The organism is Streptomyces sp. NPDC033845 (assembly GCF_055576225.1).
Genome location: NZ_JBVIRI010000011.1, coordinates 265,908 through 288,905, shown reverse-complemented (window position 1 = coordinate 288,905; position 22,998 = coordinate 265,908). Strand labels below are relative to the sequence as shown.

Here is a 22,998-nt window from a genome sequence, read left to right as displayed (position 1 = left end):
GGGCGTCGGGCGGCCGTGGGTTGGGCCCGCGCTGCGTTCGGGCGTCGGGCGGCCGTGGGTTGGGCCCGCGCCGCGTCGGGCGGCCGTGGGTTGGGCCCGTGGTGGGATCAGCCCGCCGACGGTTCCGGTGCGGGCAGGGCGCGGATGTGACGGAAGGCGCCCACCGAGGCGAGCAGCCAGGCGGCGACCGCCACCCAGAGCAGCGCCTCGCCCAGGTCGTACAGCCACCGGATGCCCAGGACCTGGGAGGCGGACAGGGACGCGGCCGCCGCCATCCCCATCGGGAAGACGGTGGCCCAGCGCCGGATGTCGTAGCGCGGACGCGGCCGGAGCACCTCGGTGACCGCCAGCGCCGCGCAACCGCACAGGCCGAGGGCCAGCAGCACCAGGGCCGTCGTCCGCAGGGCCGCGTGCGCCCCGCCCGTCCACACCGGGGAGGCGGCGAGTTTGGACGCGGTCAGCGAGGAGAGGCACAGGGCGCCGCCCGCCACCCACTGGTCGCCCGGACCGGTCAGCGCCTGCCGGAAGTCGAAGCGCGCCAGCGCGTCCAGATACATCAGCAGCCCGAACCCGAAGCAGCCCAGCGCCACCCAGGCCAGCCAGGGCCGGCCGGTGGCCGTGCCCAGTACCGCCGCCAGCGCGGCCGGCCCCTGGGCCGCCACGCAGAGCAGGAACACCGCCCCGGGCGCACCGCGCTCCCGGTGCCGGACCGCCGTGTACATCAGCCACGGCCAGCAGACCGCCGCGATCACCAGCAGCGCCGCCGCCAGGCCCTGCCAGCCGGCCGTGGACAGCCGTACGCCCAGCACGGTGGTGGCCGCGATGGCGGTCAGTGCCGCCGGGGTGTCGGCCTCCCGGGCGAACCGGCGCCGGTCACGGGTCAGCCGGACCGTGAAGTCCACCGCCAGGACCAGCCAGAGCAGACCGGCCGCGGCGAAGGCCACGGCCGCGGCCCGGGAGTGCTCGGTCAGGGACAGGCCGACCGAGAGGACGGCCGTGGCCATGACGGCCGCCCCGGCGGCCGGCGGCAGCTCGCTCCACCACCGCCCGCGCCATCCGGAGGACGGTGGGGCGGGGGGCCGGCCGGGGGCTCGGCTCGTTCGTTCCCGCACTGGGTTCCGTCCTCCCTTCCCTTCCCTTCCCCTCCCCGCCGCGCCGCCGACGACGTCCGTCCCGGACCGGAGGGGCCGGGGAGGGGGCCGCCCGATCGGCCGCCCCCTCCATCGCACCGCCTGCGTCGCGGCCGCGCCAGTCAGCGGCTGTACCGGTCGGCGGAGGCGCCGGTCAGCGGAGGCGCAGCAGACGGGTACCGATCGAGGGCGGGCTCAGCTTCCGCTGCAAGGCCACCGGCACGGACCGGGCGCCGGGCCCCGACCCCACGGTCAGCACCCCCACCTCGGTGCCGGCCGCGGCCTCCCGGGGCAGCCCCCCGGACGGCTTCGGCGCCAGGTCCAGACGGATCCGCTGGCCGGGAAGGCCGGGCAGGGTGCAGTCCCGTACCGCCACCAAGGGGGTCCGGCCGCCCAGACCGTCGTCCAGATGGCCGACCACCTGGCCCTTGCGGACGGCCGGGGTCGCGGTCAGGGCCGCCCGTACCGCCTCGATGATCTTCTGGCTGTTGGTCTTGACCAGCGCCAGGCTGTTGAGGGCGTCCGGGTCCGGCGCCGGGGCGTGCTGGTCCAGCAGGGCGCCCAGGATCAGCGGGGTGTCGCTCCCGACGGTCTTGTACGCGGCCCACAACAGGGCCCCGCCGGCCGCCGAACTCGAACCCGTCTTGATTCCCTTGATGCTCAGGCCGGCCAGCAGCAGGTTGTCGTTGTTGTTGTTGATCGGGTCGGGCAGACCGGGGATCGTGGCGTTCGGCAGGGCGACGATCGCCCGGAAGGCGTCGAACCGCATGACCGCCTCGCCCAGCTTCAGCTGGTCGGCCGCCGTGCTCACCGTCCTGGCGTCCAGCCCGCTGGGATCGGTGTAGACGGTGTCCTTCATACCGAGCTCCCGGGCGGCGGCGTTCATCTTCGCGACGAACGCGGCCTCGGAGTCACTGCCGGTGTCCCAACGGGCCAGCTGCCGGGCGATGTTGTTGCCCGAGGGGATCATCAGCATCTTGAGCATGTCCTGGAGGGTGAACTCGCTGCCGGCCTCCAGACCGGTGATCCGCGACTCGCTGGTGGAGTTGCCGTCCGCGACGGCCTTGGAGTCGATGCGGATCCGGGGGCCGGCCTCGTTCTTCTTCAGCGGATGGCCCTTGAGGACCACATAGGCGGTCATCACCTTCGCCACACTGGCCGTCGGCACCGGCTTCTGCACGCCGAAGGTGCCGGTGTCGCCGGAGCCGACGATCCTTACGGCGCCTTGGCCCTCGGCGGGCCAGGGGGGCGTGAACGTGCCGGCGACCGTGTGGGCGGCCTCGGCACCGCCGAGCGCCACGGCGGGCAGCGGGCGCAGCAGTTGGGCGCCGGCGCCCAGGGCCAGGAGCAGCAGCAGCGGCGGAGTCCAGATCTTGAGCCGGCGGGCGGCCGTGCGGGGCAGGGTGGGCGGCGGGGGAGGCGTGTTGGTGAGCTGCGCCAACAGATCGAGCGGCACGGGCTGCTCGGCGGTCGCCTGCGCGATCCCGCGCGCCGGGGACGGCGCCGGGGCCGCGCCGGGCTGCGGCTGCCGGGCCGGGGCCCCGGCCGGGTTCGGCTGCGGCGTGCCATTCTGCGCGGCGCCGCGCAGCGGCGGAGCCTCGGCCGGGTTCGGCTGCGGCGTGCCGGGGCGCCCCGGAGCGTCCGCCGGTGCCGGCGCGGCGGCGCGGCTTGCCTGCGGTGTGGGGGTGACTTCGGCCGCCTGGTCCGGCTGCGGCGCGCTGCGCTGCGTCCGGGCTCCGGCCGTGTCCGGCTGCGTCGCCGTGCCGTGCCGCGTCAGGGCTTCGGCCGTCTGCGGCTGTACCTTCCCGCGCTGAGCCGGAGCTTCGGCCGTCTCCTGCTCTGCTGCGCCGTGCTGGGCCGGGGCCCCGGCCGGGTTCGGCTGCGGCGGGCCATTCCGCGCGGCGCCGCGCAGCGGCGGAGCCTCGGCCGGGTTCGGCTGTGCCGGGGCTTCGGTCGTTGCCGGCTGCGCCGGGCGGCTTGCCTGCGGCGTGCGCGCGGGCTCGGGGGCTGAGGCCCACGACGGCCGGGGTGTACGCACCGGAGGTGTCGTGCGCCGGAAGGGCGCGGTGCGAGGGTCGGGCGTTACCGCCGGGGCGCCTGCCCTGGGCGGGTCCAGCGGCTTCAACGCCACGAACTCGCTCGTCCGCTCCGAGTCGGTGTCGGCACCGTCTCCCGACGCCTTTGCGGCTGCCGCCGCCTTGTCCCCCGTACGTACCGCCGACGTGGCCGGGGCCGCGGCGGCGGCCATGCTCGCGGAGCCGCCCTCGGCCTGCGCCTCGGCGGCCGGGTTGGCCGCCGCCTTCGCGGGCGGCTTCGTGCCGGCGGTCGGCGCGGTCCCCTGAGCGCGCTCCGGGTCCGGCGCGTCTTCGCCACCTGCAACCCGCGCCGCCTGCGGCGTGGGCTCCGTCGGGGCAACGACGCCCGCCTGCGGCGTGGGCTCGGACCGCGGGTCGGCTTCGGGCCGCGGGGAGGCCTGTGCCCGCTGCGGGGCGGCCCCCTGCCGTGTGGGCTCGGCCGGTGGCCTGGCCTCCGTCGGGGCAACGACGCCCGCCTGCGGCGTGGGCTCGGCCTGCGGGTTGACCTGCGCCTGCGACCCGGCGTCCGCTTGGCGGGGCGCCTCCGCCTGCGCAGCGGCCTGCGCGTGCGGGATGGCTTCCGCCTGCCGTATGGGCTCGGCCTGCGGCCCGGCGTCCGCCGGTGGCGTGGCGTCCGCCTGGGCGGTGGCCTCGGCCTTCGGCGTGGCCTGAGGGTGCGGGCTGGCCTGCGGGCGCGGCGTGGCGTTCGCCTGCCGCGCGGCCTGCCCCTGCGGGGCGGGGTTCGCCTGCCGCGTGGCCTCGGCCTGCGGCCCGGGGGCCGCCTGGCGGCTGGCCGGTGCCTGAGAGGTGGCCTGTGCCTTCGGGGTGGCGGCCGCCTGCGGAGCGGCCTGGGCCTGCGGCGCGGCGGTCGCCTGTGGCGTGGCCCCCGGCTGCGGGGTGGCGTCGGCCTGCGGTGTGGGCTGGGACCGCGGGTCGGCTTCGGGCTGCTCGGTGGCCGGTGCCTGCGGCCTGGACTCCGCCTGCCGTATGGGCTCGGCCGGCGGTGTGGCCTCCGTCTGGGGTGCTGCGTCCGCCTGCGGGGTGGCGTCGGCCGGGGGTGTGGGTTCGGGGTGCGGTGTGGGGGCGGGCTCTGGCGTGGCCGGGGGTGGGGTGGGGTGGGACTGCGCTTTCGCCTTGTCCGGGTGCTGCTCCGGTGTCGTGGTCATCTGCCGCGCCGCTCTGCTCGTTCCGTGTCCGACTGGGGGACCGGCGCCCCCGGGGGGAACACCGTTCGATTGTCCAGATCGCTTCCGGCGCGCTGAGGTTTCGTGGTGACCGGTTCTGTTGCCGTTCGGTCATCTTCAGGTGCGGCACCGCTGTCCTGGCACCGTGGGCCGGGTGGAGCCCAGGTCACGGCGTTCCTCCTCGGTGAGCCCGCCCCAGACGCCGTACGTCTCCCCGGCGTCCAGTGCGTGCCGCAGGCAGGCGGCGCGTACGGGGCAGCGGGCGCAGACCCGCTTGGCGGCGCGGTCGCGTGCCTCGCGGGCGTCGCCGCGCTCGCCCGCGGGGTGGAAGAACGGGCGGGATCCCAGGCCCTGGCAGGCGGCCTGCTCCTGCCAGGTCCAGTGGTGTTCGGCGAGGCCGGGGAGTCGTCGGGTGTCGCTCATGGATGGGCTCCTTCCGAGGGGAGAGGGACGGGGGCGGGGACGGGGGAGCATTGTTCGCGCGCCTGCTCGTTAATCCGGAGGGCAAACCCCGGGGCCGCCGGTGCGGGAACCGGGAGGGTGCCAGGTCGGCGGTATATGTCGGTGGGTGACTTAAGATTTCGGCATGAGTGATCGTGCGATGCAGGAACCCACCCTCCTTCTCCTCACCGCGCTCGCGGACGAGCCCCGGCACGGCTACGCCATCGCCCGTGAGGTGGAGAAGATCTCGGACGGGCGGGTCAAGCTGCGGACCGGCACCCTGTACGGGGCGTTGGAGCGGCTGCTCGGGCAGGGGCTGATCGAGGTCCACGAGGAGGAGATCGTGGACAGCCGGCTCCGTCGTACGTACACCCTCACCGCCGCCGGCCGGCAGGGCCTCGCCGCGGAGGCCGAGCGGATCGCGGCCACGGCGCGGGAGGCCACCCGGCGGCTGGGTGCGGCCGGAGCCGCCGAGCCCTCCGGCAGTGGGATCTCCGGGATCTCCGGGAAGTCGGCGACCGCGTGAGCTGGTTGTTGCGTCTGTATCCGGCGCGGTTCCGGACGGAGTTCGGCGACGAGATAGCCGAGGCGTACCGGGAGGCCACCGCGGAGGCCGGGCCGGTGGACCGGTGGCGGGAGGGGGCCGACATCGCCGCGCACGCGCTGCGGATGCGGCTCGGGCTGGGCTCGGCGCATCGTGGCGGGCGGCTGGTCACGGCGGTGGCGCCGTTCGCGCTGGCCGGCACGGTCGCCTATGCCGGGTTCCATCTGCTGTCGACCGTCACCGACTGGCGGATCAGCCAGGACCCGGACTTCCTGGTGCCGTTGAGCTACGCCACCGGCGGCTGCTACCTGCTGGCCCTCACGGGCGCGGTGCTCGCGCTGGCCGGGCGGTTCGCCGGGGCGCTGTGGTCCCTGCTGGGGATGGCCGGCGCCGCCCTGGTCGTCCTGCTGGTGCTGTTGCCGGCGGAGCCGGCGCTCGGGTGGGAGTTCGCCGGGTACGTGGGTCCGCCGGTGCTGTTCGCGGCGGTTCCGCTGCTCTGTCCGCCGGATCTGCGCCCGCCGCGCCGGATCCACAGTGCCGCGGGGGTGGTGGCCCTGGCGATGTGGGTGCCGCTGTCGGTGTTCCTGCTCGCGCTGATCGAGTCGATGCAGCTGGGCCTGGTGCCGTACTGGCGCTACGGGGTTCCGGTGCTGGCGGCGCTGGCCCTGGCGGGCCGCCGTGCCTTCGCGGGGATCCGTACGGGCCCCCGGCTGGCGCTGTCCGTGGTCCCGTTCGCGTTCCTCGGGTACATCGCGGGGGTGCTGGACCAGGACGACCTGCTGCCGCTGGCCCTGCTGGTCGCCGGCGCGGGGGCGGTCATGCGGGCGTTGCGCCGGCGACCGAGTCCGGTCAGCCGGCCGTGATCCTGATCTTGGACTGGCCGTGGCCCAGTTCCTCCCAGTCCTCCATGAACCGCGCGGTGAGGCCGTACCGGGCGGCCAGCGCGACCAGGGTCCCGGTCTGGTAGTAGAAGTCCTCCCGCAGCACCTGGTGTTCGGTCCCGGTGGTGCGGTCGAAGGTGAAGTCGAAGTGGCCGCCGGGTGCCAGCACCCGGCCCACATGGGCGAAGCACTCCTCGATGACCTCGATCGGCGAGTGCGAGAACACGCTGTGCGCGTGGACCACGTCGAAGTGCGCGTCGGGCAGGAAGTCCAGCGTCAGATTGCCGGTGATGGTCAGGTGCGGGACCTTGGCCTGCAGGCCCCGTGAGGTCAGCGTGTCCTTCGCGGCCATCAGGATGTCCGGCGAGATGTCTATGCCGTAGTAGTGGCCGGGCTCCAGGTAGTCGATGAACCGCCAGCCGGCGCGCAGGTTGCCGCAGCCGATGTCGAGCATCCGGGCCTCCGGCCGGAGCCCGTGCCGGAGCAGGTAGTCGAACTGCATCCGGCCCAGCGCCAGCCACCGCTCGTGGGTCTGGCTGCCCACCGCCGCCTCCGGGTTCCGGCGGGTGTCCGAGGCCATCACGGCCCGGTAGTAGCCGACGTGGTCGGGGTGCTTGAAGGACAGCCACCGGTCGCGGGCGGCCCGCTTCAGGTACGGGGCGATGCGGCCCGGCTGGGTCGCGGCGTACCGGACCTTGTGGACCAGGGACGCCCGGTTGGCGACGAGGTTCTTCTTGGTGGCCATGCTGCGTTGCTCCGTTTCCCGTGCACGCCGGAGTCCCGGTCCGGCGGGGCGCGGTCGGACGCCCCACCGGAACGCCGGCTTCATGTCGTCACTATATGCCGTTCGCCGACATATGTAAGTCGGGGGGAGGGGTGGGCGGTGCGGGAGGGGTGTTGGGGGTTCCGCCGAGGGGTCCGGGCCGGGTTGGTCGGGACGACGCATTGCCCGCCGGGGGGTGCCGACGGGTTTGATTCGGAACGGATACGGGTTGGATCAAGGAACCGGCCGGTACCGGAGGAAGCGAAGGGACACCCATGCTCGCCGGCTGCACGCCCTGGCCCGATGAGTTCGTCGACCGCTACTGGGCGGCCGGACACTGGCGCGGCACCACCCTGGACAACCTGCTGCGCGGCTGGGCCGTGGGCTACGGACCGCGCACCGCCCTCGTGCACGGCGAAACCCGCCTCACCTACGCGGCCCTGAACCGACGCGTGGACCGGATGGCCGCCGGGATCCGGCTGCGCGGGATCCGCTCCGGGCAGCGGGTCCTCGTCCAGCTCCCCAACGTCCCCGAGTTCCTCGTCACCGTGTTCGCCCTGATGCGCGCCGGAGCGGTGCCGGTCCTCTGCCCGGTCACCCTCCGGGCGGACACCGTCTCCCCGCTGGTGCGGACCACCCAGGCCGTCGGCTACGTCGGCCCCGCGACCCACCAGGGCTTCGACCACACGGCCATGGCCGCCGCCATCGCCGCCGAAGGGGCCTTCCTGCGCCGGGTGTTCACCTACGAGCCGCCGGGCACCTCCTCCCCGTACGGCGGGATGACCACCGACCCGGCGGGCTGCCACTACAGTCCGCTCGGCACCATCGACGCCGCGCCCGAGCCGCCGCTCGCGACCAGCGCCGGAGAGGTGGCGTTCATGCTGCTCTCCGAGGGCGCCGACGGCGAACTCCGGCTGCTCCCGCGCACCCACAACGACTACGCCTACCAGGCCGGGGCCGCCGCCGCCCGGCTCTCCCTCGACGAGCGGGACGTGTACCTGGCCGCGCTGCCCGCCACCCTCAACCTCACCTTCGGCTGCCCCGGGATCCTCGGCACCCTCGCCGTCGGCGGCACCGTGGTCCTGGCCGAGGACCCCGCGCCCGCCACCTGCCTTCCGCTGCTCGCGCGGGAGCGGGTCACCCTCACCTCGGTGCTCCCCGAGCTCGCCCGGAGCTGGCTCGACGCGCTTCCCGGGGACGGTTCCGGCCCCGGCCCGCATCCCGGCCCCGCCGGGCCGCTCCTGGTGCAGTCCGGCGGGACGTCCGGCGAGCCGGCGTGCGGCGGCCCGGAGGCCGCCGCACGGCTCCGTGACGCCTGGGGGTGCCGGGTCCAGGAAGTCTTCGGCACCGACGGCGGGCCGCTCACCCTCACCCCGCCCACCGGGCCGGACCCGGTCGGCACCGCGCCGGCCGACCGCGGCCATGACCACGGCCACCCGCTCTCGCCCCTCGACGAGATCCGCATCCTCGGGCCGGACGGCGCGGAGGTGCCGGCCGGACAGTCCGGCGAACTCCTGGTCCGCGGCCCCTACACACCGCGCGGCTACTACCGGGCGCCCGAACACAACGCGCGCGCCTTCACCGCCGACGGCTACCTCCGCACCGGCGAACTCGCCCGCCGCCTCCCGGACGGCGCCCTGCTGCGCACCGGCCGCCTCCACACCCCCTGAGGGCCCTCGGCACCCGCAGCGGGCCATCGGCCCGTCAGCCGCGCCGGGACCACTCCTCGGCCAGCAGCCGGTAGGAGCGGACGCGGGCGGCATGGTCATGGGTGATCGTGGTGATCAGCAGCTCGTCGGCTCCGGTGGCCGCCCGCAGGACGTCGAGCCGGTCGGCGACCGTCCGGGCGGTGCCCACGAAGCGGGTGTCCACCCGGTCGGCGACCAGGGCGTGCTCGGCGGCCGACCAGCCGGCGGTGAGGGACCTCGACTCCTCGGGGGAGGGGTAGGGCGGGGCGCCCTCGGCGGTGCGGATCGCGTGCACCCAGGGTGCGTAGCCGGTGGCCAGCTCCCGGGCCGTCTCCTCGTCCTCGGCCACCACCACGTCCGCGGACACCGTCAGATAGGGCCGGTCGAGCTCGTCCGAGGGTTTGAAGGAGGTCCGGTAGCCGGCCGCCGCCTCCAGTACGGAGGCCGGGCTGACGTGGTAGTTGGCCGCGAACCGCAGCCCGTTGCGCCCCGCGGTCTCCGCGCTCACCCCGCCGCTGCTGCCCAGCACCCACACCTGGAGCCGGGCGCCTTCGCCGGGCACGGCCCTGGCCGGTACGCCCTCCGGCGAGCGGTAGTCGCCGCGCAGCAGGGCCAGTACGTCGGCGACCTGTCCGGGATAGTCCGGGGGCCGGGCCCCGGGCAGGTTGAGCAGCCGCTCCTGGAGGGCCACCCGTGGATGTTCCCGGAGGTGGGCGAAGGAGAACCGGGGCGGGATCAGCAGTCCTTCCGGGGTGTGCCCGACGAAGGGCGGAGCGGAGTCCGGGGCGGGGGCCGGCGGCCGGCCGGCGGAGCGGCCCAGCCCGAGATCGAGCCGCCCCGGGTGCAGGGCGTCGACCAGGCCGAACTCCTCGACGGTGGACAGCGCGGTGCGGTGGCCCAGCTGGACGGCGCCCGAGCCGATCCGGATCCGTTCGGTCGCGGAGGCGGTCAGGGCCAGCACCACCGCCGGGGAGGTCCCGGCCACGCCGGGGTTGAGGTGGTGTTCGGCGAACCAGTAGCGGGCGTAGCCGAAGCGCTCGGTCTGCCGGGCCAGGTCCACGGACCGGTGCAGGGCCTCGGCGGCGGTGGAACCCGAGCTGATCGGGACGAGGTCGAGGACCCCGAGGGGGGCGCGGGACATGCCTGCTCCTCAGCGGTGGGCGGTGGCGGGGCCGGGGACGCCCAGGTGGTCGCGGAGGGTGGTGCCCGTGTACTCGGACCGGAACACCCCGCGTTCCTGGAGCAGCGGGACGACCGTGTCGGCGAACACGTCCAGCCCCCCGGGGGTGATGTGCGGGACGAGGATGAACCCGTCGGCGGCGTCCTGCTGGACCAGGGCGTCGATGGACCGGGCGACGGTGGCGGGACTGCCCACGAACGTCTGGCGGGCGGTGGTCGCGATCACCAGCTCGCGGATCGACAGGTTCTTCTGCTCCGCGAGCGCCCGCCACTGACGGGCCGTGGCCGCCGGGTCGCGGAACTGCCGTACGCTCGCCCGGCCCAGCGCGACGGTGTTCTCGCCGGGCTCCGGGTCCACCTCGGGGAGCGGGCCGTCCGGGTCGTAGCCGGACAGGTCCCGGTTCCAGACGTGCTCCAGGTACTTGATCGCGGTCTGCCCGCTGACCTGGCTCCGGCGGACCTCGTGCGCGAGCTGCGCGGCCTCGGCGTCGGTGTCCCCGAGGACGAACGTGGCGGCCGGCAGGATCTTCAGCTCCTCCGGTGCGCGGCCGTACGCGGCGAGCCGGCCCTTGACGTCGGCGTAGAAGGCCCGGCCCTCGTCCGCGGTCGCGTGCCGCCCGAAGATCGCGTCTGCCTCGGCCGCGGCGAACTCCCGGCCCTCGTCGGAGTCGCCGGCCTGGAAGACCACCGGCCGCCCCTGAGGTCCGCGCGGCACGTTGAAGCGGCCCTCGATGTCGAAGTGCGTCCCGTGGTGGGCGAAGGCCCCGGCCCGGGCGTCGCGCAGGAAGGTGCCCGTCACGGGGTCCGCCGCGATCTCCGAGCCGTCCCAGGAGTCGAACAGCTCGTGGGCGGTGGCCAGGAACTCCCTCGCCCGCGCGTAGCGCTCCTCGCGCGGCAGGAAACCGCCGCGCCGGAAGTTCTCACCGGTGAAGGCGTCCCAGGAGGTGACCACGTTCCAGGCGGCCCGGCCGTCGGACAGGTGGTCCAGGGAGGCGAACTGGCGGGCCACCTCGTACGGTTCGTTGAAGGTGGAGTTGATGGTGCCGGTCAGCCCGATCCGTTCGGTGACGGCGGCGAGGGCCGCCAGCACGGTGAAGGTGTCCGGGCGGCCGACCACGTCCAGGTCGTAGATCTCGCCGCCCTGCTCCCGCAGGCGGAGGCCTTCGGCGAGGAAGAGGAAGTCGAACTTGGCGCGTTCGGCGGTCCGGGCGAAGTGGACGAAGGAGTCGAAGTCGATGTGGCTGCCCGCCGCCGGGTCGCTCCACACCGTGGTGTTGTTGACGCCCGGGAAGTGGGCGGCGAGGTGGATCTGCTTGGGCGGTCTGCTGCTCATGGGTCGCTGGTCCTTCCGGAGCGTCCGGGTCAGGTCGCGGGGCCGGTGGCCGGGGCGGCCGGGGAAGGGGCCGCGGCGGCGTAGCGGTTGGCCGGGTGCGGGTCCAGGCCGAGGAGGCCGCGCAGGGTGTCCGACGCGTAGGCGGTACGGAACAGGCCGCGCCGTTGCAGCTCGGGCACCAGGCCCCGGGTGATGGCCGGCAGGTCGCGGGCGATCACCGCGGGCCGCAGCCGGAAGCCCGACAGACCCGCCGCCCGGCGTTCCGCGAGGAGGTCGGCCAGCTCGGCCGGAGAGCCGGCGAACACCTCGGAGCCTTCCGTGTCCGGGCCGCCGTCGAGGGCGTCCAGCCGTTCCCGGCGGGCGGCGGCCGCCGGCCCGTCCCGCTCCAGATGGACGGTGAGCTCCCCGAACAGCCGGAGCGGCGCGGCCCCGGGGGCGGCCGCCTCCCGGGCCCGCCGGACCGCGGCCACGGCCTCGCGGGTGGCCTCGAAACCGTGGGCGGCGAGGAAGCCGAGGTCCGCGGAGCGGGCTGCCAGACCGTACGGGGGGACTCCGTCCCCCGGCGCCGCGGCCGTGGCGATCAGGGGCTGTCCCTGCGGCGGGCGCGGGGTGATGGAGGGGCCCCGCACGCTGAAGTGGCGGCCCCGGAAGTCGATGTGGTGGAGTTTGGCGCGGTCCACGAACCTGCCGGTGGCCGCGTCCCGGATCTCCGCGTCGTCCTCCCAGCTGTCCCACAGCCGCCGGATCACCTCGATGTGGTCGGCGGCCTCCTCGTGGAGTTCGGGTCCGGTCGGCGGGGCCGTGCGGCGGCCGAAGTGTTTCTCCTCGTGGGCGAGCCCGGAAACCTGGATGTGGACTCCCGCGCGTCCCCGGCTGACGTGGTCGAGGGTGGCGACGGCCTTGGAGATGTGGAAGGGCTCGGTGTGGGTGGCCGTCACGGCCGGGACCAGCCCGATGTGCCGGGTCAGCGGGGCGACCCGGGCGGCGGTCAGTACGGCGTCCAGCCGGCCCCGGACCCGGTCGGTACGGGTGTCGGGGCCGTCGGGTGCGGCGGACTGGAGGACGAGGGCGTCGTCGAAGGTGACCAGGTCCAGCAGACCGGCCTCGGCCTCGGCGACCAGCCCGGCCCAGTAGCGGGCGGTGAACAGCTCCCCGGGCCGGGCTCCCGGCTCGCGCCAGGCCGCCGGGTGCCGGCCGGCGCCGTCCAGGGCGACGGCCAGGTGCAGGAAGGGTGGGCGGGACGGGTTTCCGGGCGGGTTTGCGGGCGTGCTTCGGGGCGGGTTTCCGGGTGGGGGAGCGGCCATGTCGGAAAACGCTACGACCGGGTGTCCGGGCGTTCAATGACCGTGGTGTGAAGAGCATTTGGCGGCAGTGTGGCCTCACGGGGAGTGAGCTCCGGGTGGTCCGGCCGAGCCCGCCCGAACCGGCCGGGCCGGGCCCGGCCCTTGGCCGAAAGCGCGGTGCGGTCGGGGCGGTCCCCTGTTAATTCCTCGGAAACTCCCATCGCCGCCTTGTCTGGTCTAGACCTATGTTGGCCGGGTTTGGACCCCCGGGCGCCACACGTGCCGCATCCGGCCCCGCCACTCCGGCGACTACTATCGGCACAGAGGGTCACGGCGCGGGTGAGGGGCCGCGCGCCGGACTGCGGGGAGGAGACGGGGTGCCGATGACTGCCGCAGCAGCCGAGGACGGGCCGGCGCGGGAGCGGGGCCGGGCCCAGCTGGCCGAGCTGCTCGGGCTGAACGACCGCCTGCTCGACGTCTACCGGACCGTGGTCCGCCGTCCCGGATGGGGGGTCGCGGAGCTCGCCGGGCATCTGGGCATGACCGAGACCGAGGCCCGCGGCTGCCTGGACCGGCTGGCCGAGCTCTCCATGCTCTACCCGGCCGGCTACTCCGCCACCCCCGTCGCGCTCAACCCCGAGATCGGCCTGGCGGCCCTGCTCGACCGGCGGGACGCCGAGATCCAGAACCAGCGGGCCCAGCTGGCCGCCGCCCGCACCGAGGTGGCCGAGCTCGCCGTCGTCTACTCCACCCACCAGCCGTACTGGGGCAACCTGGGCCTGGAGCGGCTCGAAGAGGTGGCCGGCGTCCGGGCCCGGCTGGTGGAGCTCGCCGAACAGGCCCAGTCCGAGCTGCTGTGCTTCATGCCGGGCGGCGCGCAGAGCCGCGAAGCCCTGGACGCCAGCCGGCCGCTGGACGAGAAGAGCCTGTCCGCCGGGGTCCGGATCCGGACCCTCTACCTCGACAGCGTCCGCAACGACCGCGCCACCACCGAGTACGCCCGCTGGCTGGCCGGGCTCGGCGGCGAGATCCGCACCATCCCCTCGCTGCCCGTCCGGATGCTCGTCGTGGACCGGTCCGTCGCCCTCCTCCCCAACGACCCGGACAACAGCCGGGCCGGGGCCGTGGTGGTGAAGGCCCCGGGCGTGATCGCCGCCCTGGTGTACCTCTTCGAGTCCGCCTGGCAGCGCGGCCGGGCCCTGGAAGGGGTCAAGCCCTCCGGTCCGGGTGAGGTCAGCGTCCAGGAGCTGGAGCTGCTGAGACTTCTGGAGACGGGCAGCACCGACGAGGTCGCCGCCCGCAAGCTCGGCGTCTCGCTGCGCACGGTCCGCCGGATGATGGCCGACATCATGGGCAGGCTGGGCGCCCGCAGCCGTTTCGAGGCGGGCCTGCTGGCCGCGCGGTCCGGCTGGATGTAGCACCACGGCCATGGCCGGGAACGGACCCCGGCCCTGGCCGCCTCAGGCCATGGCAGTAAGTGGCCGGGACCGATCCGGTTTTCGCGGTTCCGGCCGGTGCCATCATGTGCAGCCATGTACGCCATTCATATCCTGGGACAGCTCGGCCACCTCGGCCAACTGGACATTGACGACGTTGTGCTGGAACTGCGTAAACTGCGCGACTTCGGTCTGGAGCACGTCTACGTACCCGGAACGAAGGAATCCGCGCACTGTGGGGTCCTCTATGTCACCGGAGCCTCAGCCAAAGCCGCGGGAGTCGCGGTGCTCACCGCTGTCCGGCAGGTGCTCGCCGGCAGTCGCATGCGGGCTGACCTGCATACTTCCCTGGACCCCCGGTCCGCCGGTCTCTGTGATGCCACCGTCAGGGTGACCGCTCCGGCGAGGTGAATGGCACCAAGTGGCCTCGGCACGATGTGGCCACTGAAACGGCTGGATACCGCCTCGACTTCTGTGTCATCTTTGCCGAGCAAAGAGCCGCCGAATTCACGGACAAAACGCTGGTCCGGGAAGAAGACGGCTCACCCGCACAGGCCTTGGGGCATTGTGCACAGCACGAAGAGGACCGACCCATGTTGACGCGCTTTCTGATTTCCCTCACCTGCTCGGCGGCGGCACTCACCGCCGTGGTCTTCTCCGCATCGGCAGAGCGTTCCCCCGTCTCCGAGGTCCGGGCCGGCGCCGCCCAGCCGGTCCAGACGACCCCCTACAGCTGGGGCTGGGACTAACCGTCCCGAACCGGGAACCGTCCGTTCCCGAAGCGGGAACCGTCCGTTCCCGACAGGGGGCGTCCGTCCCCGAGCCGCCGATGTGTCGCCATCGTCGCCGACACCGGCCCGCCCGCACCCGTGACCCGCACACCGCCGTGCCGCCGGGGCGATGTCATCCGCCGGTCCGCCCGAAGAAACCCGCGGACGGTTTTCCCTCCCTGTGAGGTCTCAGCTCGTGCAAGAACCACTCGTCCACCGTGCGCCGTTCACCTTCGGCCAGCTGTCCCTGTGGCGGTCCATCGAACGGATCCCGCCGGAGGTCTGCAATCTCCCCCAGCTCTGGACCCTTCCCGCCGGTACCGGCCTCGCTCGTGTCGAGCGGGCGCTGGAGACCCTGGAAGCCCGCCACGAATCACTGCGCACCCGCTGTGAACCCGAGGGCGAGTACGGCCTCACCCAGGCCGTCTGGCCGCCGGCCCCGGTCCGTCTGGAGGCCGTGGAGGCCGGTCCGGGACCGGAAGGGACCGCCCAGGCGGTCGCGGACGGCCTCGCCGCCGACCCCTTCGACCTGACCCTGGACCGGCCCTGGCGGGCCCGGGTGGTCACCGAGGGGGGCGAGCCCGTCCGGCTCGCCATCTGCTTCCACCACATCGCCGTGGACGCCTGGGCCATCAACCAGCTGAACGAGGAGTTCGGCGCCCTGCTGGCCGGCCGCGACCTCCCGGGCCTGGCACCGAACTGCCGGGACCTGGCCATGGAACAGTGGTCGGCGGCCCGGCAGGGGCGCCGGAAGTCCGCGCGCAAGCACTGGCGGCAGATCCTCGAAGCGGCCCCCGCCATGGAGCGGGAGGCGCCCACCGAGGAGTTCTCCAGCCGCTGGGCCCGGCTCGGCTCCGCCCCGGTCGCCCGGGCGGCCGCCGCGACCGCCGCCCGGCTGGGCGTCTCGCTCCCCTCGGTGGTCCTCGCCGCGTTCTGCCTGGCCCTCGCCAAGCGGACCGGCCGGACCAGGCTGCTGGTGGCCGTCTACACCAACAACCGCAGCGATCCGCGGTGGGAGGATCTGGTTGCCGCTCAGAACCAGATCATCCCGCTGCTGGTCGACCTCGCCCCCGGGGAGCCGTTCGAGGAGGTCGTCCGCCGCGTCCACTGGGAGTCGCTCCGGTCCTACCGGCACGGCGCCTACGACGTGGACGACATCCTCGAACTGGGCCGGGAGTTCGGCTACAGCGGGTCGGTGAACGGCTGCTTCGAGGGATCCGTCAGCGGGTTCTTCCCCTACTTCTTCAACTACCTCGGCCAGTACCAGCGGGACCAGAACGCCCCCGAGCCGAGGCTGGAGACCGGAACCGCCGGACGCAACATCGGCGCTCCGCTCTACCTCCAGGTCCAGGACGACGACGTGCTCACCTGCACCCTGCGCGAGAACTCCAACGCCCGGGGCTTCGACCAGGTGACCGAACTGCTCCGGGGCCTCCAGGAGGCCATCCTCTCCGCCACCGGCGTGGAGTAGACCCGCTCCGCATCAGGATCCATCCCCCGGGAGGGGAAGTGTCAGACCACCTCATAGTCATCCACCGGTGGAGCGACAGCTACGCGGACTACGCCGCCTACGTGGACCACGGCACCCACCGCATCAGCTACATCACCACCGGGCCCGGCGCCGGCTCGCTCCCCGGGACGGCCGCGGCCGTCCGCACCGTCGGCAGCACCGAGGACGGCAAGGAGGTGCGGGCCGCCGTCGCCGAACTGGTCGACGCCTTCGGCCCGCCCGCCCGGATCATCGCCCTGCACGAGGTCGACCTGGACATCGCGGCCGAACTCCGCGAGGAACTCGGCGTCCCCGGCGAGCAGCTGGCGGCCCTCGCGCCGTTCCGCGACAAGCTGGCCATGGCCCGGCGGCTCGCCGCCGCCGGGGTGCCGGTGCCCGCCACCGAGCCGGCACCCGACCACGCCGCGGTCCGCGCCTTCGCCGCCGTCCACGGCTGGCCGGTCCTGGTCAAGCCGGTGCGCGGCACCGCCAGCGCCGGGGTGACCCGGCTCGGCTCGGAGGCCGAACTGGACGCCTACGCGTTCCGCCCGGACGTCCCGATGCTGGTGCAGCCGTACCTGCCGCACGAGATCCTGCACGTGGACGGGGTGGCCACCCCGGAGGGGCTGGGCGCCTGGCGCGCCTCCCGCTACCTCAACACCTGCCTGGGGTTCACCGAGGGCGCCGCGCTCGGCTCGGTGGAGATCGACGATCCGCGGCTGCTCGGACCGATCGGCGAGTTCACCGCCGCGGCCACCCGGGCCCTGTCCGAGGGCTCCTGGGTGTTCCACCTCGAACTCTTCCTCTCCGGCCCGCCCGCGGAACCCCGTCTCCAGGTCCTGGAGGTGGGCGCCCGGCCCGGCGGCGCCGAGGTCCCCTTCCTGTGGAAGGAGGTCCACGGCATCGACCTGATGGCCAGTGCCTTCGCCCTCCAGCTGGGTGCCGAGCCGCCCGCCGCCGCCCGCACCCGCGCCGCCGCGGCGGTGTCCGCCGAGCGCGGCGGCTGGCTGCTGGTGCCCACCCCGGCCGCCCGGCCCTGCCGGGTGCTGGCCGCCGGATCCCGGCTCGGCACCGCCGACGGCCCGTACGCGGAGCGGATCCCGCTCGCCGGACGGACCCTGCCCGACCTTCCCGGCTACGAGCACTCCGGTGCCCGCTTCCGGTTCCGCGGCGGCAGCACCGCCGAGGTGGAGGCCGCGATCCTGCGGACCGTCGAGGAGTTCGATTTCCGCTGTGCGGAGATCGACCCCGGGGCCCCCGAACGCGTGGTCCTGGTCGGCACCGGCGGCCGCGCCTACCGCGAGTACGCCATGGCCTCCGCGGCCGCCCGCGCCGACATCGCCCTGGTCACGGCCACCGAACCGGACTGGCAGCTGGAGTACGCCGGCGACCACCGCACGGTCGCGGACACCGGCGCCGACGCCCTCACGGCGGCGGTCGCCGACTGCCTCGGCACGAGCACCGGCCGGACCGGGGTGTTCACCTGGGACGAGGTGCTGCTGGAGGCCACCGCCGAGGCGGCCCGCCGGCTGGGCCTGCCCCACATGTCCCCGGCCGCCGCCCGCAACTGCCGGGACAAGCTGTCCACCCGCCGGCTGCTCCGGGACGCGGGGGTCGCCGGAGTGCGCTTCGCCCACGTCCACGGCCGCGAGGAGGCGCTCCGCGAGGCGGCCGGCATCGGCTATCCCGTGGTGGTCAAGCCCCGCTCCCTGGCCGGGAGCGTCGGCGTGGTGATCGCCCAGGACGCCGGGGAGCTGGCCGCGCTCTACCACCTGGCCTCCGACGCGGCCTTCCCGGGCCTGGACCCGCTGGACGGCGTGGTCCTGGAGGAGTTCCTCGACGGGCCCGAGATCAGCATCGACTCGGTGGTCCGCGACGGCGAGGTCCGCCCGGTGAACGTGGCGCGCAAGCGGCTCGGCTTCGACCCCTTCTTCGAGGAGGTCGGCCATCTGGTGTCGCCCTGGCGGCAGGAGCCCTGGGCGGAGGAACTCCTCGACCTGGTCGTCGAGTCCCACCGGGCCCTGGGCGTCCGCACCGGGGTCACGCACGCGGAGGTGCGGCTCACCGCCGCCGGGCCGCGGCTGGTGGAGCTCAACGGCCGTCTCGGCGGCGACTTCATCCCGTACCTGGGACAGCTGGCCACCGGCATCGACCTGACCGCCGCCGCGGTGGACCTGGCGCTCGGCCGGGAGCCGGACCTGCGTCCGCTCCGGGACGTCTGCGCCGAGGTGCGCTTCCTGTACCCGGCCGAGGACAGCGTGGTCCGCTCGCTGGACGTGTCGGCCGCCCTGGCCGCCCCCGGAGTGGCGGAGATCGTGCCGCTCGCGGTACCGGGGACCCGGCTGCTGCTGCCCCCGCGCGGGGTGGTCCCGCGGCTGGCCGCCGTGATCGTCACCGGCGACACCCCCGAGGACTGCCGGGAGGCACTGGACCGGGCCTGCCCGCTGGTCCGCTGGGAGACCGAACCGCTCGGCACCGAAGGAGCCCCGGAATGAGCGTCCTGCGGATGATCGGACAGCGGCTGCTGGGCAGCTACGCGCTGCCCTCGAAGGAAGCCCGGCTGATCGCCGCCGCCGTGGTGGTCTACGCCACGGGCAGCGGCCTCTACCTGGCCGGCGGCACCGTCTACTTCGTCAAGGTCATCGGACTGAGCGTGGCCCAGGTCGGCACCGGCCTCACCCTCGCCGGTCTGGTCGGCTTCCTCACCACCGTGCCCGTGAGCATGCTGGCCAGACGGCTCGGCCCGCTCCGGCTGCTCCGCCTGGTGCAGGTGTGGCGGGCGGGCTGGTTCGCCGCCCTCGCCTTCGCCGACAACGTCTACACCTTCACCCTCTTCGCCTCCCTGTTCGCGATCTCGCAGGGACCGGTCTTCCCGATGGTGCAGCTGGTGGTGGGGGCCGTCGTCGGGGACGCGGACCGGACCCGGACCCTCGGGGTCATCGGCTCGGTCATCAACGTGGGCATGTCCGTCGGGGCCCTGGCCGCCGCGCCGTTCCTGATCGCCGGCAGCGACGCGATGTTCCAGGCCGTGCTGCTCGCCGGCGGCCTCTGCTGCCTCGGGTCCGCCGCCCTGTTCGGCCGGCTGAGGATCGCCCCGGCCGCCCCCGAGGAGGGGCCGGCCCGCTGGCACGCCGGACTGCTCTCGGTCTGCCGGGACCGCCGCTACGTGGCCCTGACCCTGGCCAACGGCGTGCTGTTCCTGCACACCGTCCTGCTCGGCGTCGGACTGCCGCTGTGGGTCATCCAGTCCACGGACGCCCCTGCCGGACTGCTCAGCGCGCTCTTCGCGGTGAACACCGTCCTCGCCATCCTCCTCCAGGTGCACTTCGCCAAGCGGGTCACCGACTCGGCCGGGGCCACCAGGGCGCTGCGCAACTCCGGGTTCGCGCTCGCCGCCTTCAGCGTGCTGCTGATCGTGTCGACCTACTCCGGGGACTGGCTCACCATCGGCGTGCTGGTGGCCGCCACCGTGCTGCTGACCTGCGGGGAGCTCCTCCAGGCGGCCGGTGGCTGGGAACTGTCCTACCGCCACGCGCCCACCGCGCAACGCACCGAATACCTGTCGGTGTTCAGCCTGGGCGGCGCCGCCGCCGGCATCGTCGGCCCGGCCCTGCTGGCCCTGCTGCTCAGCTGGGAGGTCCGGGGACTGACCGGTCTGGCCCTGCTGTTCGCGGGCACGGCCGCGGCGGTCACGGTGATCGGCGGCCGGCTCGCCCGGGCGGAGCGCGCCACCGAAACATCCGCAGAAGCGGAACAAGGAAAGGTCATGTCATGAAAGACCAGCTGCTCACCCTGATCGCGGCCGTCGTCGAAGAGCTCAACGAGCGCCGCGACGAGAAGATCCCCACCGACAACCTCCTGGAGGTCGGCCTGTACGGCGACACCGGTGTGTTCGACTCGATGCACCTGGTGAACTTCCTGGTCCTGGTCGAGGAGTCCCTGGAGGACGAGTTCGACGTGGAGGTCTCCCTGACCTCGGAGAAGGCCGTCTCCCGTCGGGTGAGCCCGTTCAGCAGCGTGCGCCGGCTGATCGAGTTCATCGAGGAGGAGATCGTGCTCGCCCGCGGCCCGCTGGAGCCGAGCGTTCTGTGATCGTCCTGATTACGGGGACCCGGACCGGTATCGGCAAGGCCCTGGCCACGCACTTCCTCGGGCTCGGCCACCGGGTGGTGGGCTGCAGCAGAAGGCCCTCGACCATCGACCACCCGGAGTACCGGCACCACGAGGTGGACCTCACCGATCCCAAGGCGATCAAGTCGATGTGCCGGGCGATCCGCACCGAGTACGGACACCTGGACGCGGTGGTCAACAACGCCGGCACGTCGAACATGAACCACTTCATGATGACCCCGGACGAGCTGTCCCGGCGGATCTTCGACATCAACTTCTTCGCGGTCCTCAACTGCTGCCGGGAGACCGTCAAGCTGCTCCAGAAGAGCCCGGAGGAGTCCCCGGCGATCCTGAACGTCTCCACGGTCGCCGTGCCGTGGGCCCTGGAGGGCCAGTTGGTCTACTCGGCCAGCAAGAGCGCCGTGGAGCAGCTCACCCGAGTGATGAGCAAGGAGCTGTCCGGCTTCGGGATCCGGGTCAACGGGATCGGTCTGCCGCCGGTCCACACGATCCTCACCCGGACCGTTCCCAAGGCGAGGATCGACGAACTGATAGGCCGTCAGACGGTCAAGCGGATGTGCACGATGGAAGACATTGTCGGGCCCGTCGAATTCCTGGTCTCCCGGGAATCCGGATTCGTCACTGGAGAGACAATATTTCTTGGTGGTGTGAACTGAATGCGCAACGAACTTCTCGGCAGGCTCGACGAACTCGGCACCCGGACCGCCGTCATCGACGGGGACACCCCCTACACCTACGCTGAACTGGGCGACCGCATAAGGCTGCTGGAGCGGGAGCTCCGGGAACAGGGCGTCCGCCCCCACGAGGTCGTCGTCCTCAACGCGGACTTCTCGTTCCTGTCGATCGCGGCCCTGCTCGCCCTGTACCTCAACCGGAACGTCCTGGTCCCCGTCGTCTCGCTGACCGAGACCACCCTCGCCACCGTCCAGGAGTCCTGCCACCCCGCCCATGTCCTGCGGGTCGGCGAGGAACTCGTCTTCGAGAGGACGGCCGGGACCCCGGCCGGTCCGGCCGCCGCCTACGAGCGGCTGGTCGAGGAGGGGGCCGCCGGACTGGTGCTGCTCAGCAGCGGCAGCACCGGGGCGCCCAAGGCGATCCTGCACAACCTGGACTCCCTGGTGGCGGAGAAGCTCGGCAGGCGGGCCCGGACCGGCGGCAGGCCCGCCAACGTCCTGATGTTCCTGCTCTTCGACCACATCGGCGGCATCAACTCCCTGCTGGGGGCGCTCCGGATCGGCGGCACCGCGATCGTGCCCCGCCGCCGCACCCCGGACGAGATCTGCGCCCTGATCGAGCGGCACGGCATCCGGCTGCTGCCGACCAGCCCGACCTTCCTCAACCTGATCCTGATCGCCGGCTACCACGAGGAGTTCGACCTCGGCAGCCTGCGCCTGATCACCTACGGCACCGAACCGATGCCGGAGGAACTGCTGAAGCGGGTCAACGCGGCCTTCCCCCGGGCGAGGCTGCTCCAGACCTTCGGCACCAGCGAGACCGGGATCTCCACGACCACCAGCGAGTCCTCGAAGAGCACCTACTTCAGGATCGAGGACGAGAACGTCCGCTACCGCATCGTGGACGGGGAGCTCCAGCTGAAGAGCACCACCCAGTTCCTCGGCTACCTCAACTACCCCAGCGACTCCCTCACCGAGGACTCCTGGTTCCGGACCGGCGACCTCGTCGAGGAGAACGCCGACGGCTTCATCAGGATCAAGGGCCGCACCAAGGAGATCATCAACGTCGGCGGGGAGAAGGTCCTCCCGCTGGAGCTGGAGTCCGTCCTGCTCTCCAGCCCGCTGATCGCCGACTGCGTGGTCTACGGGCAGCCGAACTCCATCACCGGCCAGTCCGTGTACGTGGACGTCCGCCCGCGCGGCGAGATGACCCGGGCCGAGGTCCGCCGGCACGTGGCGGAGTTCCTCACCGGCAAGGTCGAGCCGTTCAAGATGCCCTCCAAGGTCAACCTGGTCGACGCGGTGACCGTCTCGGAGCGCGGCAAGAAGAAGCGGATCCTGACATGAGCGGCCTGACCGTGATCGGGGCGGGGAAGTTCGCCGCCGAGGTCACCCGCTACATCGGGGACGCCGGGGCGGCCGACCCGGAGCGGTTCCGCGTCGAGCGGTACCTCAGGGCCGACGGGGAACCCGTCCACGTACCGGACGGCACCTGGACCGAGCTGGCGGAGTTCCGGCCCCCGGCCGGCACCCGGGTGGTCCTGGCCCTGGCCGACCCGGCGCTGCGCAGCTGGGTGATCGACGGGTTCGTCGACCGGTACGGGCTGACCGCCGAGAACATCGTCCACCCCTCCTCCCGGATCGACCCCGAGGGCGTCGCCGGGACCGGGAACCTCATCGGGCCGGACTGCTACTTCGGCGTCGGCACGGTCCTGGGCAGCTACAACGTCCTCAACTACCGCTGCACCGTGGGCAACTACTCCCATCTGGGATCCAACAACTTCATCGCGCCGAACTTCCACTGCGGGAACAGCGTGACGATCGGGACCGGCAACTTCTTCGGTCTCAGCTGCACGGTCGCCCCCGAGGTCACCGTCGGCGACGACAGCAGGTTCCAAGCGGGACTCACCCTCTTCGAGGACATGGCGAGCGGGCACTCCTATCTGGCGCCGAGCCGCATCAAGTCCATCAAGTCGTATCTGAAAGGCAAGCAATGA

21 protein-coding genes are annotated in these 22,998 nt (G+C 73.4%); 14 read left to right on the top strand and 7 right to left on the bottom strand.

All coding sequences use genetic code 11. The annotated features are described in order from the left end of the window. Positions 1-107: 107 nt before the first annotated feature. Together ACZ50K_RS24265 and ACZ50K_RS24260 are read right to left on the bottom strand one after the other, a co-directional pair. Positions 108-1,112, bottom strand: coding sequence for an SLAC1 family transporter (locus ACZ50K_RS24265; protein ID WP_468906598.1), 1,005 nt, complete (start codon positions 1,110-1,112; stop codon positions 108-110). 172 nt (positions 1,113-1,284) lie between these two features. Further along, positions 1,285-2,586 carry a D-alanyl-D-alanine carboxypeptidase family protein gene (locus ACZ50K_RS24260; RefSeq protein ID WP_468906595.1) on the bottom strand — a complete coding sequence of 434 codons (1,302 nt, stop codon included), beginning with the start codon at positions 2,584-2,586 and terminating at the stop codon, positions 1,285-1,287. A gap of 742 nt (positions 2,587-3,328) precedes the next feature. On the opposite strand from ACZ50K_RS24260, the gene ACZ50K_RS24255 reads away from it, so the two are divergent. Next, positions 3,329-3,472 carry a hypothetical protein gene (locus ACZ50K_RS24255; protein WP_468906592.1) on the top strand — a complete coding sequence of 48 codons (144 nt, stop codon included), beginning with the start codon at positions 3,329-3,331 and terminating at the stop codon, positions 3,470-3,472. Between the two features lie 1,034 nt (positions 3,473-4,506). Here the strand turns inward: ACZ50K_RS24255 and ACZ50K_RS24250 are convergent. Beyond that, a complete protein-coding gene (locus tag ACZ50K_RS24250) occupies positions 4,507-4,812 on the bottom strand; it encodes a WhiB family transcriptional regulator (protein WP_468906590.1) in 306 nt (101 codons plus the stop codon). A gap of 163 nt (positions 4,813-4,975) precedes the next feature. Here ACZ50K_RS24250 and ACZ50K_RS24245 point away from each other — a divergent pair, with 163 nt between their 5' ends. Next, on the top strand, positions 4,976-5,356 hold the full coding sequence (locus ACZ50K_RS24245; RefSeq protein ID WP_468906587.1) for a PadR family transcriptional regulator: 381 nt from the start codon (positions 4,976-4,978) through the stop codon (positions 5,354-5,356). Continuing rightward, entirely contained in the window at positions 5,353-6,237 is an 885-nt protein-coding gene (locus ACZ50K_RS24240; RefSeq protein ID WP_468906584.1) for a hypothetical protein, read from the top strand. Before ACZ50K_RS24245 ends, ACZ50K_RS24240 begins: the two co-directional genes overlap by 4 nt. Here ACZ50K_RS24240 and ACZ50K_RS24235 read toward each other — a convergent pair. Next, on the bottom strand, positions 6,224-7,000 hold the full coding sequence (locus tag ACZ50K_RS24235; protein WP_468906581.1) for a class I SAM-dependent methyltransferase: 777 nt from the start codon (positions 6,998-7,000) through the stop codon (positions 6,224-6,226). The two genes, ACZ50K_RS24240 and ACZ50K_RS24235, sit on opposite strands and share 14 nt — an antisense overlap. A 293-nt stretch (positions 7,001-7,293) precedes the next feature. Here ACZ50K_RS24235 and ACZ50K_RS24230 point away from each other — a divergent pair, with 293 nt between their 5' ends. Further along, positions 7,294-8,688: an AMP-binding protein gene (locus ACZ50K_RS24230; RefSeq protein WP_468906578.1), complete on the top strand. Its 1,395-nt coding sequence runs from the start codon at positions 7,294-7,296 to the stop codon at positions 8,686-8,688. 34 nt (positions 8,689-8,722) lie between these two features. Here ACZ50K_RS24230 and ACZ50K_RS24225 read toward each other — a convergent pair whose 3' ends face one another. From ACZ50K_RS24225 to ACZ50K_RS24215, 3 genes are read right to left on the bottom strand one after another with little or no spacing between them, the layout of a single operon-like run. Next, positions 8,723-9,847: an LLM class flavin-dependent oxidoreductase gene (locus ACZ50K_RS24225; RefSeq protein WP_468906575.1), complete on the bottom strand. Its 1,125-nt coding sequence runs from the start codon at positions 9,845-9,847 to the stop codon at positions 8,723-8,725. 9 nt (positions 9,848-9,856) lie between these two features. Then, complete coding sequence (locus tag ACZ50K_RS24220; RefSeq protein WP_468906573.1) at positions 9,857-11,218, bottom strand: NtaA/DmoA family FMN-dependent monooxygenase; 1,362 nt, start codon at positions 11,216-11,218, stop codon at positions 9,857-9,859. Between the two features lie 29 nt (positions 11,219-11,247). Continuing rightward, positions 11,248-12,522, bottom strand: coding sequence for an LLM class flavin-dependent oxidoreductase (locus ACZ50K_RS24215; protein WP_468906571.1), 1,275 nt, complete (start codon positions 12,520-12,522; stop codon positions 11,248-11,250). A gap of 362 nt (positions 12,523-12,884) precedes the next feature. On the opposite strand from ACZ50K_RS24215, the gene ACZ50K_RS24210 reads away from it, so the two are divergent. The 10 genes from ACZ50K_RS24210 to ACZ50K_RS24165 all read left to right on the top strand — a co-directional run bounded on the left by ACZ50K_RS24210 (position 12,885) and on the right by ACZ50K_RS24165 (position 22,998). After that, entirely contained in the window at positions 12,885-13,919 is a 1,035-nt protein-coding gene (locus tag ACZ50K_RS24210) for a LuxR C-terminal-related transcriptional regulator (protein WP_468906568.1), read from the top strand. 114 nt (positions 13,920-14,033) lie between these two features. After that, complete coding sequence (locus tag ACZ50K_RS24205; RefSeq protein ID WP_468906566.1) at positions 14,034-14,348, top strand: hypothetical protein; 315 nt, start codon at positions 14,034-14,036, stop codon at positions 14,346-14,348. Positions 14,349-14,530: 182 nt separating this feature from the next. Continuing rightward, entirely contained in the window at positions 14,531-14,686 is a 156-nt protein-coding gene (locus ACZ50K_RS24200) for a hypothetical protein (RefSeq protein ID WP_468906564.1), read from the top strand. 217 nt (positions 14,687-14,903) lie between these two features. Then, positions 14,904-16,178, top strand: coding sequence for a condensation domain-containing protein (locus tag ACZ50K_RS24195; RefSeq protein WP_468906562.1), 1,275 nt, complete (start codon positions 14,904-14,906; stop codon positions 16,176-16,178). Positions 16,179-16,216: 38 nt separating this feature from the next. Next, positions 16,217-18,691 (top strand): ATP-grasp domain-containing protein, encoded by a 2,475-nt coding sequence (locus ACZ50K_RS24190; RefSeq protein ID WP_468906560.1) that lies wholly within the window; start codon positions 16,217-16,219, stop codon positions 18,689-18,691. Further along, positions 18,688-19,971, top strand: coding sequence for an MFS transporter (locus ACZ50K_RS24185; protein ID WP_468906558.1), 1,284 nt, complete (start codon positions 18,688-18,690; stop codon positions 19,969-19,971). The genes ACZ50K_RS24190 and ACZ50K_RS24185 overlap by 4 nt, the downstream gene beginning before the upstream one ends. Continuing rightward, positions 19,968-20,288 (top strand): hypothetical protein, encoded by a 321-nt coding sequence (locus tag ACZ50K_RS24180; protein ID WP_468906556.1) that lies wholly within the window; start codon positions 19,968-19,970, stop codon positions 20,286-20,288. The genes ACZ50K_RS24185 and ACZ50K_RS24180 overlap by 4 nt, the downstream gene beginning before the upstream one ends. After that, positions 20,285-20,983, top strand: a complete 699-nt coding sequence (locus ACZ50K_RS24175; protein ID WP_468906555.1) for an SDR family NAD(P)-dependent oxidoreductase — start codon at positions 20,285-20,287, stop codon at positions 20,981-20,983. Before ACZ50K_RS24180 ends, ACZ50K_RS24175 begins: the two co-directional genes overlap by 4 nt. After that, positions 20,984-22,348 carry an ANL family adenylate-forming protein gene (locus ACZ50K_RS24170; RefSeq protein ID WP_468906553.1) on the top strand — a complete coding sequence of 455 codons (1,365 nt, stop codon included), beginning with the start codon at positions 20,984-20,986 and terminating at the stop codon, positions 22,346-22,348. Continuing rightward, the gene (locus tag ACZ50K_RS24165; RefSeq protein ID WP_468906551.1) at positions 22,345-22,998 is read left to right on the top strand and encodes an LbetaH domain-containing protein; all 654 of its coding nucleotides are present in this window, start codon (positions 22,345-22,347) and stop codon (positions 22,996-22,998) included. The genes ACZ50K_RS24170 and ACZ50K_RS24165 overlap by 4 nt, the downstream gene beginning before the upstream one ends.

What these genes read in the sequence shown, in the direction of transcription:
- ACZ50K_RS24250 (WP_468906590.1), bottom strand. Translation starts at nt 4,812, where the DNA reads ATGAGCGACACCCGACGACTCCCCGGCCTCGCCGAACACCACTGGACC.
- ACZ50K_RS24245 (WP_468906587.1), top strand. Translation starts at nt 4,976, where the DNA reads ATGAGTGATCGTGCGATGCAGGAACCCACCCTCCTTCTCCTCACCGCG.
- ACZ50K_RS24235 (WP_468906581.1), bottom strand. Translation starts at nt 7,000, where the DNA reads ATGGCCACCAAGAAGAACCTCGTCGCCAACCGGGCGTCCCTGGTCCAC.
- ACZ50K_RS24230 (WP_468906578.1), top strand. Translation starts at nt 7,294, where the DNA reads ATGCTCGCCGGCTGCACGCCCTGGCCCGATGAGTTCGTCGACCGCTAC.
- ACZ50K_RS24225 (WP_468906575.1), bottom strand. Translation starts at nt 9,847, where the DNA reads ATGTCCCGCGCCCCCCTCGGGGTCCTCGACCTCGTCCCGATCAGCTCG.
- ACZ50K_RS24220 (WP_468906573.1), bottom strand. Translation starts at nt 11,218, where the DNA reads ATGAGCAGCAGACCGCCCAAGCAGATCCACCTCGCCGCCCACTTCCCG.
- ACZ50K_RS24215 (WP_468906571.1), bottom strand. Translation starts at nt 12,522, where the DNA reads ATGGCCGCTCCCCCACCCGGAAACCCGCCCCGAAGCACGCCCGCAAAC.
- ACZ50K_RS24210 (WP_468906568.1), top strand. Translation starts at nt 12,885, where the DNA reads ATGACTGCCGCAGCAGCCGAGGACGGGCCGGCGCGGGAGCGGGGCCGG.
- ACZ50K_RS24205 (WP_468906566.1), top strand. Translation starts at nt 14,034, where the DNA reads ATGTACGCCATTCATATCCTGGGACAGCTCGGCCACCTCGGCCAACTG.
- ACZ50K_RS24200 (WP_468906564.1), top strand. Translation starts at nt 14,531, where the DNA reads ATGTTGACGCGCTTTCTGATTTCCCTCACCTGCTCGGCGGCGGCACTC.
- ACZ50K_RS24185 (WP_468906558.1), top strand. Translation starts at nt 18,688, where the DNA reads ATGAGCGTCCTGCGGATGATCGGACAGCGGCTGCTGGGCAGCTACGCG.
- ACZ50K_RS24180 (WP_468906556.1), top strand. Translation starts at nt 19,968, where the DNA reads ATGAAAGACCAGCTGCTCACCCTGATCGCGGCCGTCGTCGAAGAGCTC.
- ACZ50K_RS24170 (WP_468906553.1), top strand. Translation starts at nt 20,984, where the DNA reads ATGCGCAACGAACTTCTCGGCAGGCTCGACGAACTCGGCACCCGGACC.
- ACZ50K_RS24165 (WP_468906551.1), top strand. Translation starts at nt 22,345, where the DNA reads ATGAGCGGCCTGACCGTGATCGGGGCGGGGAAGTTCGCCGCCGAGGTC.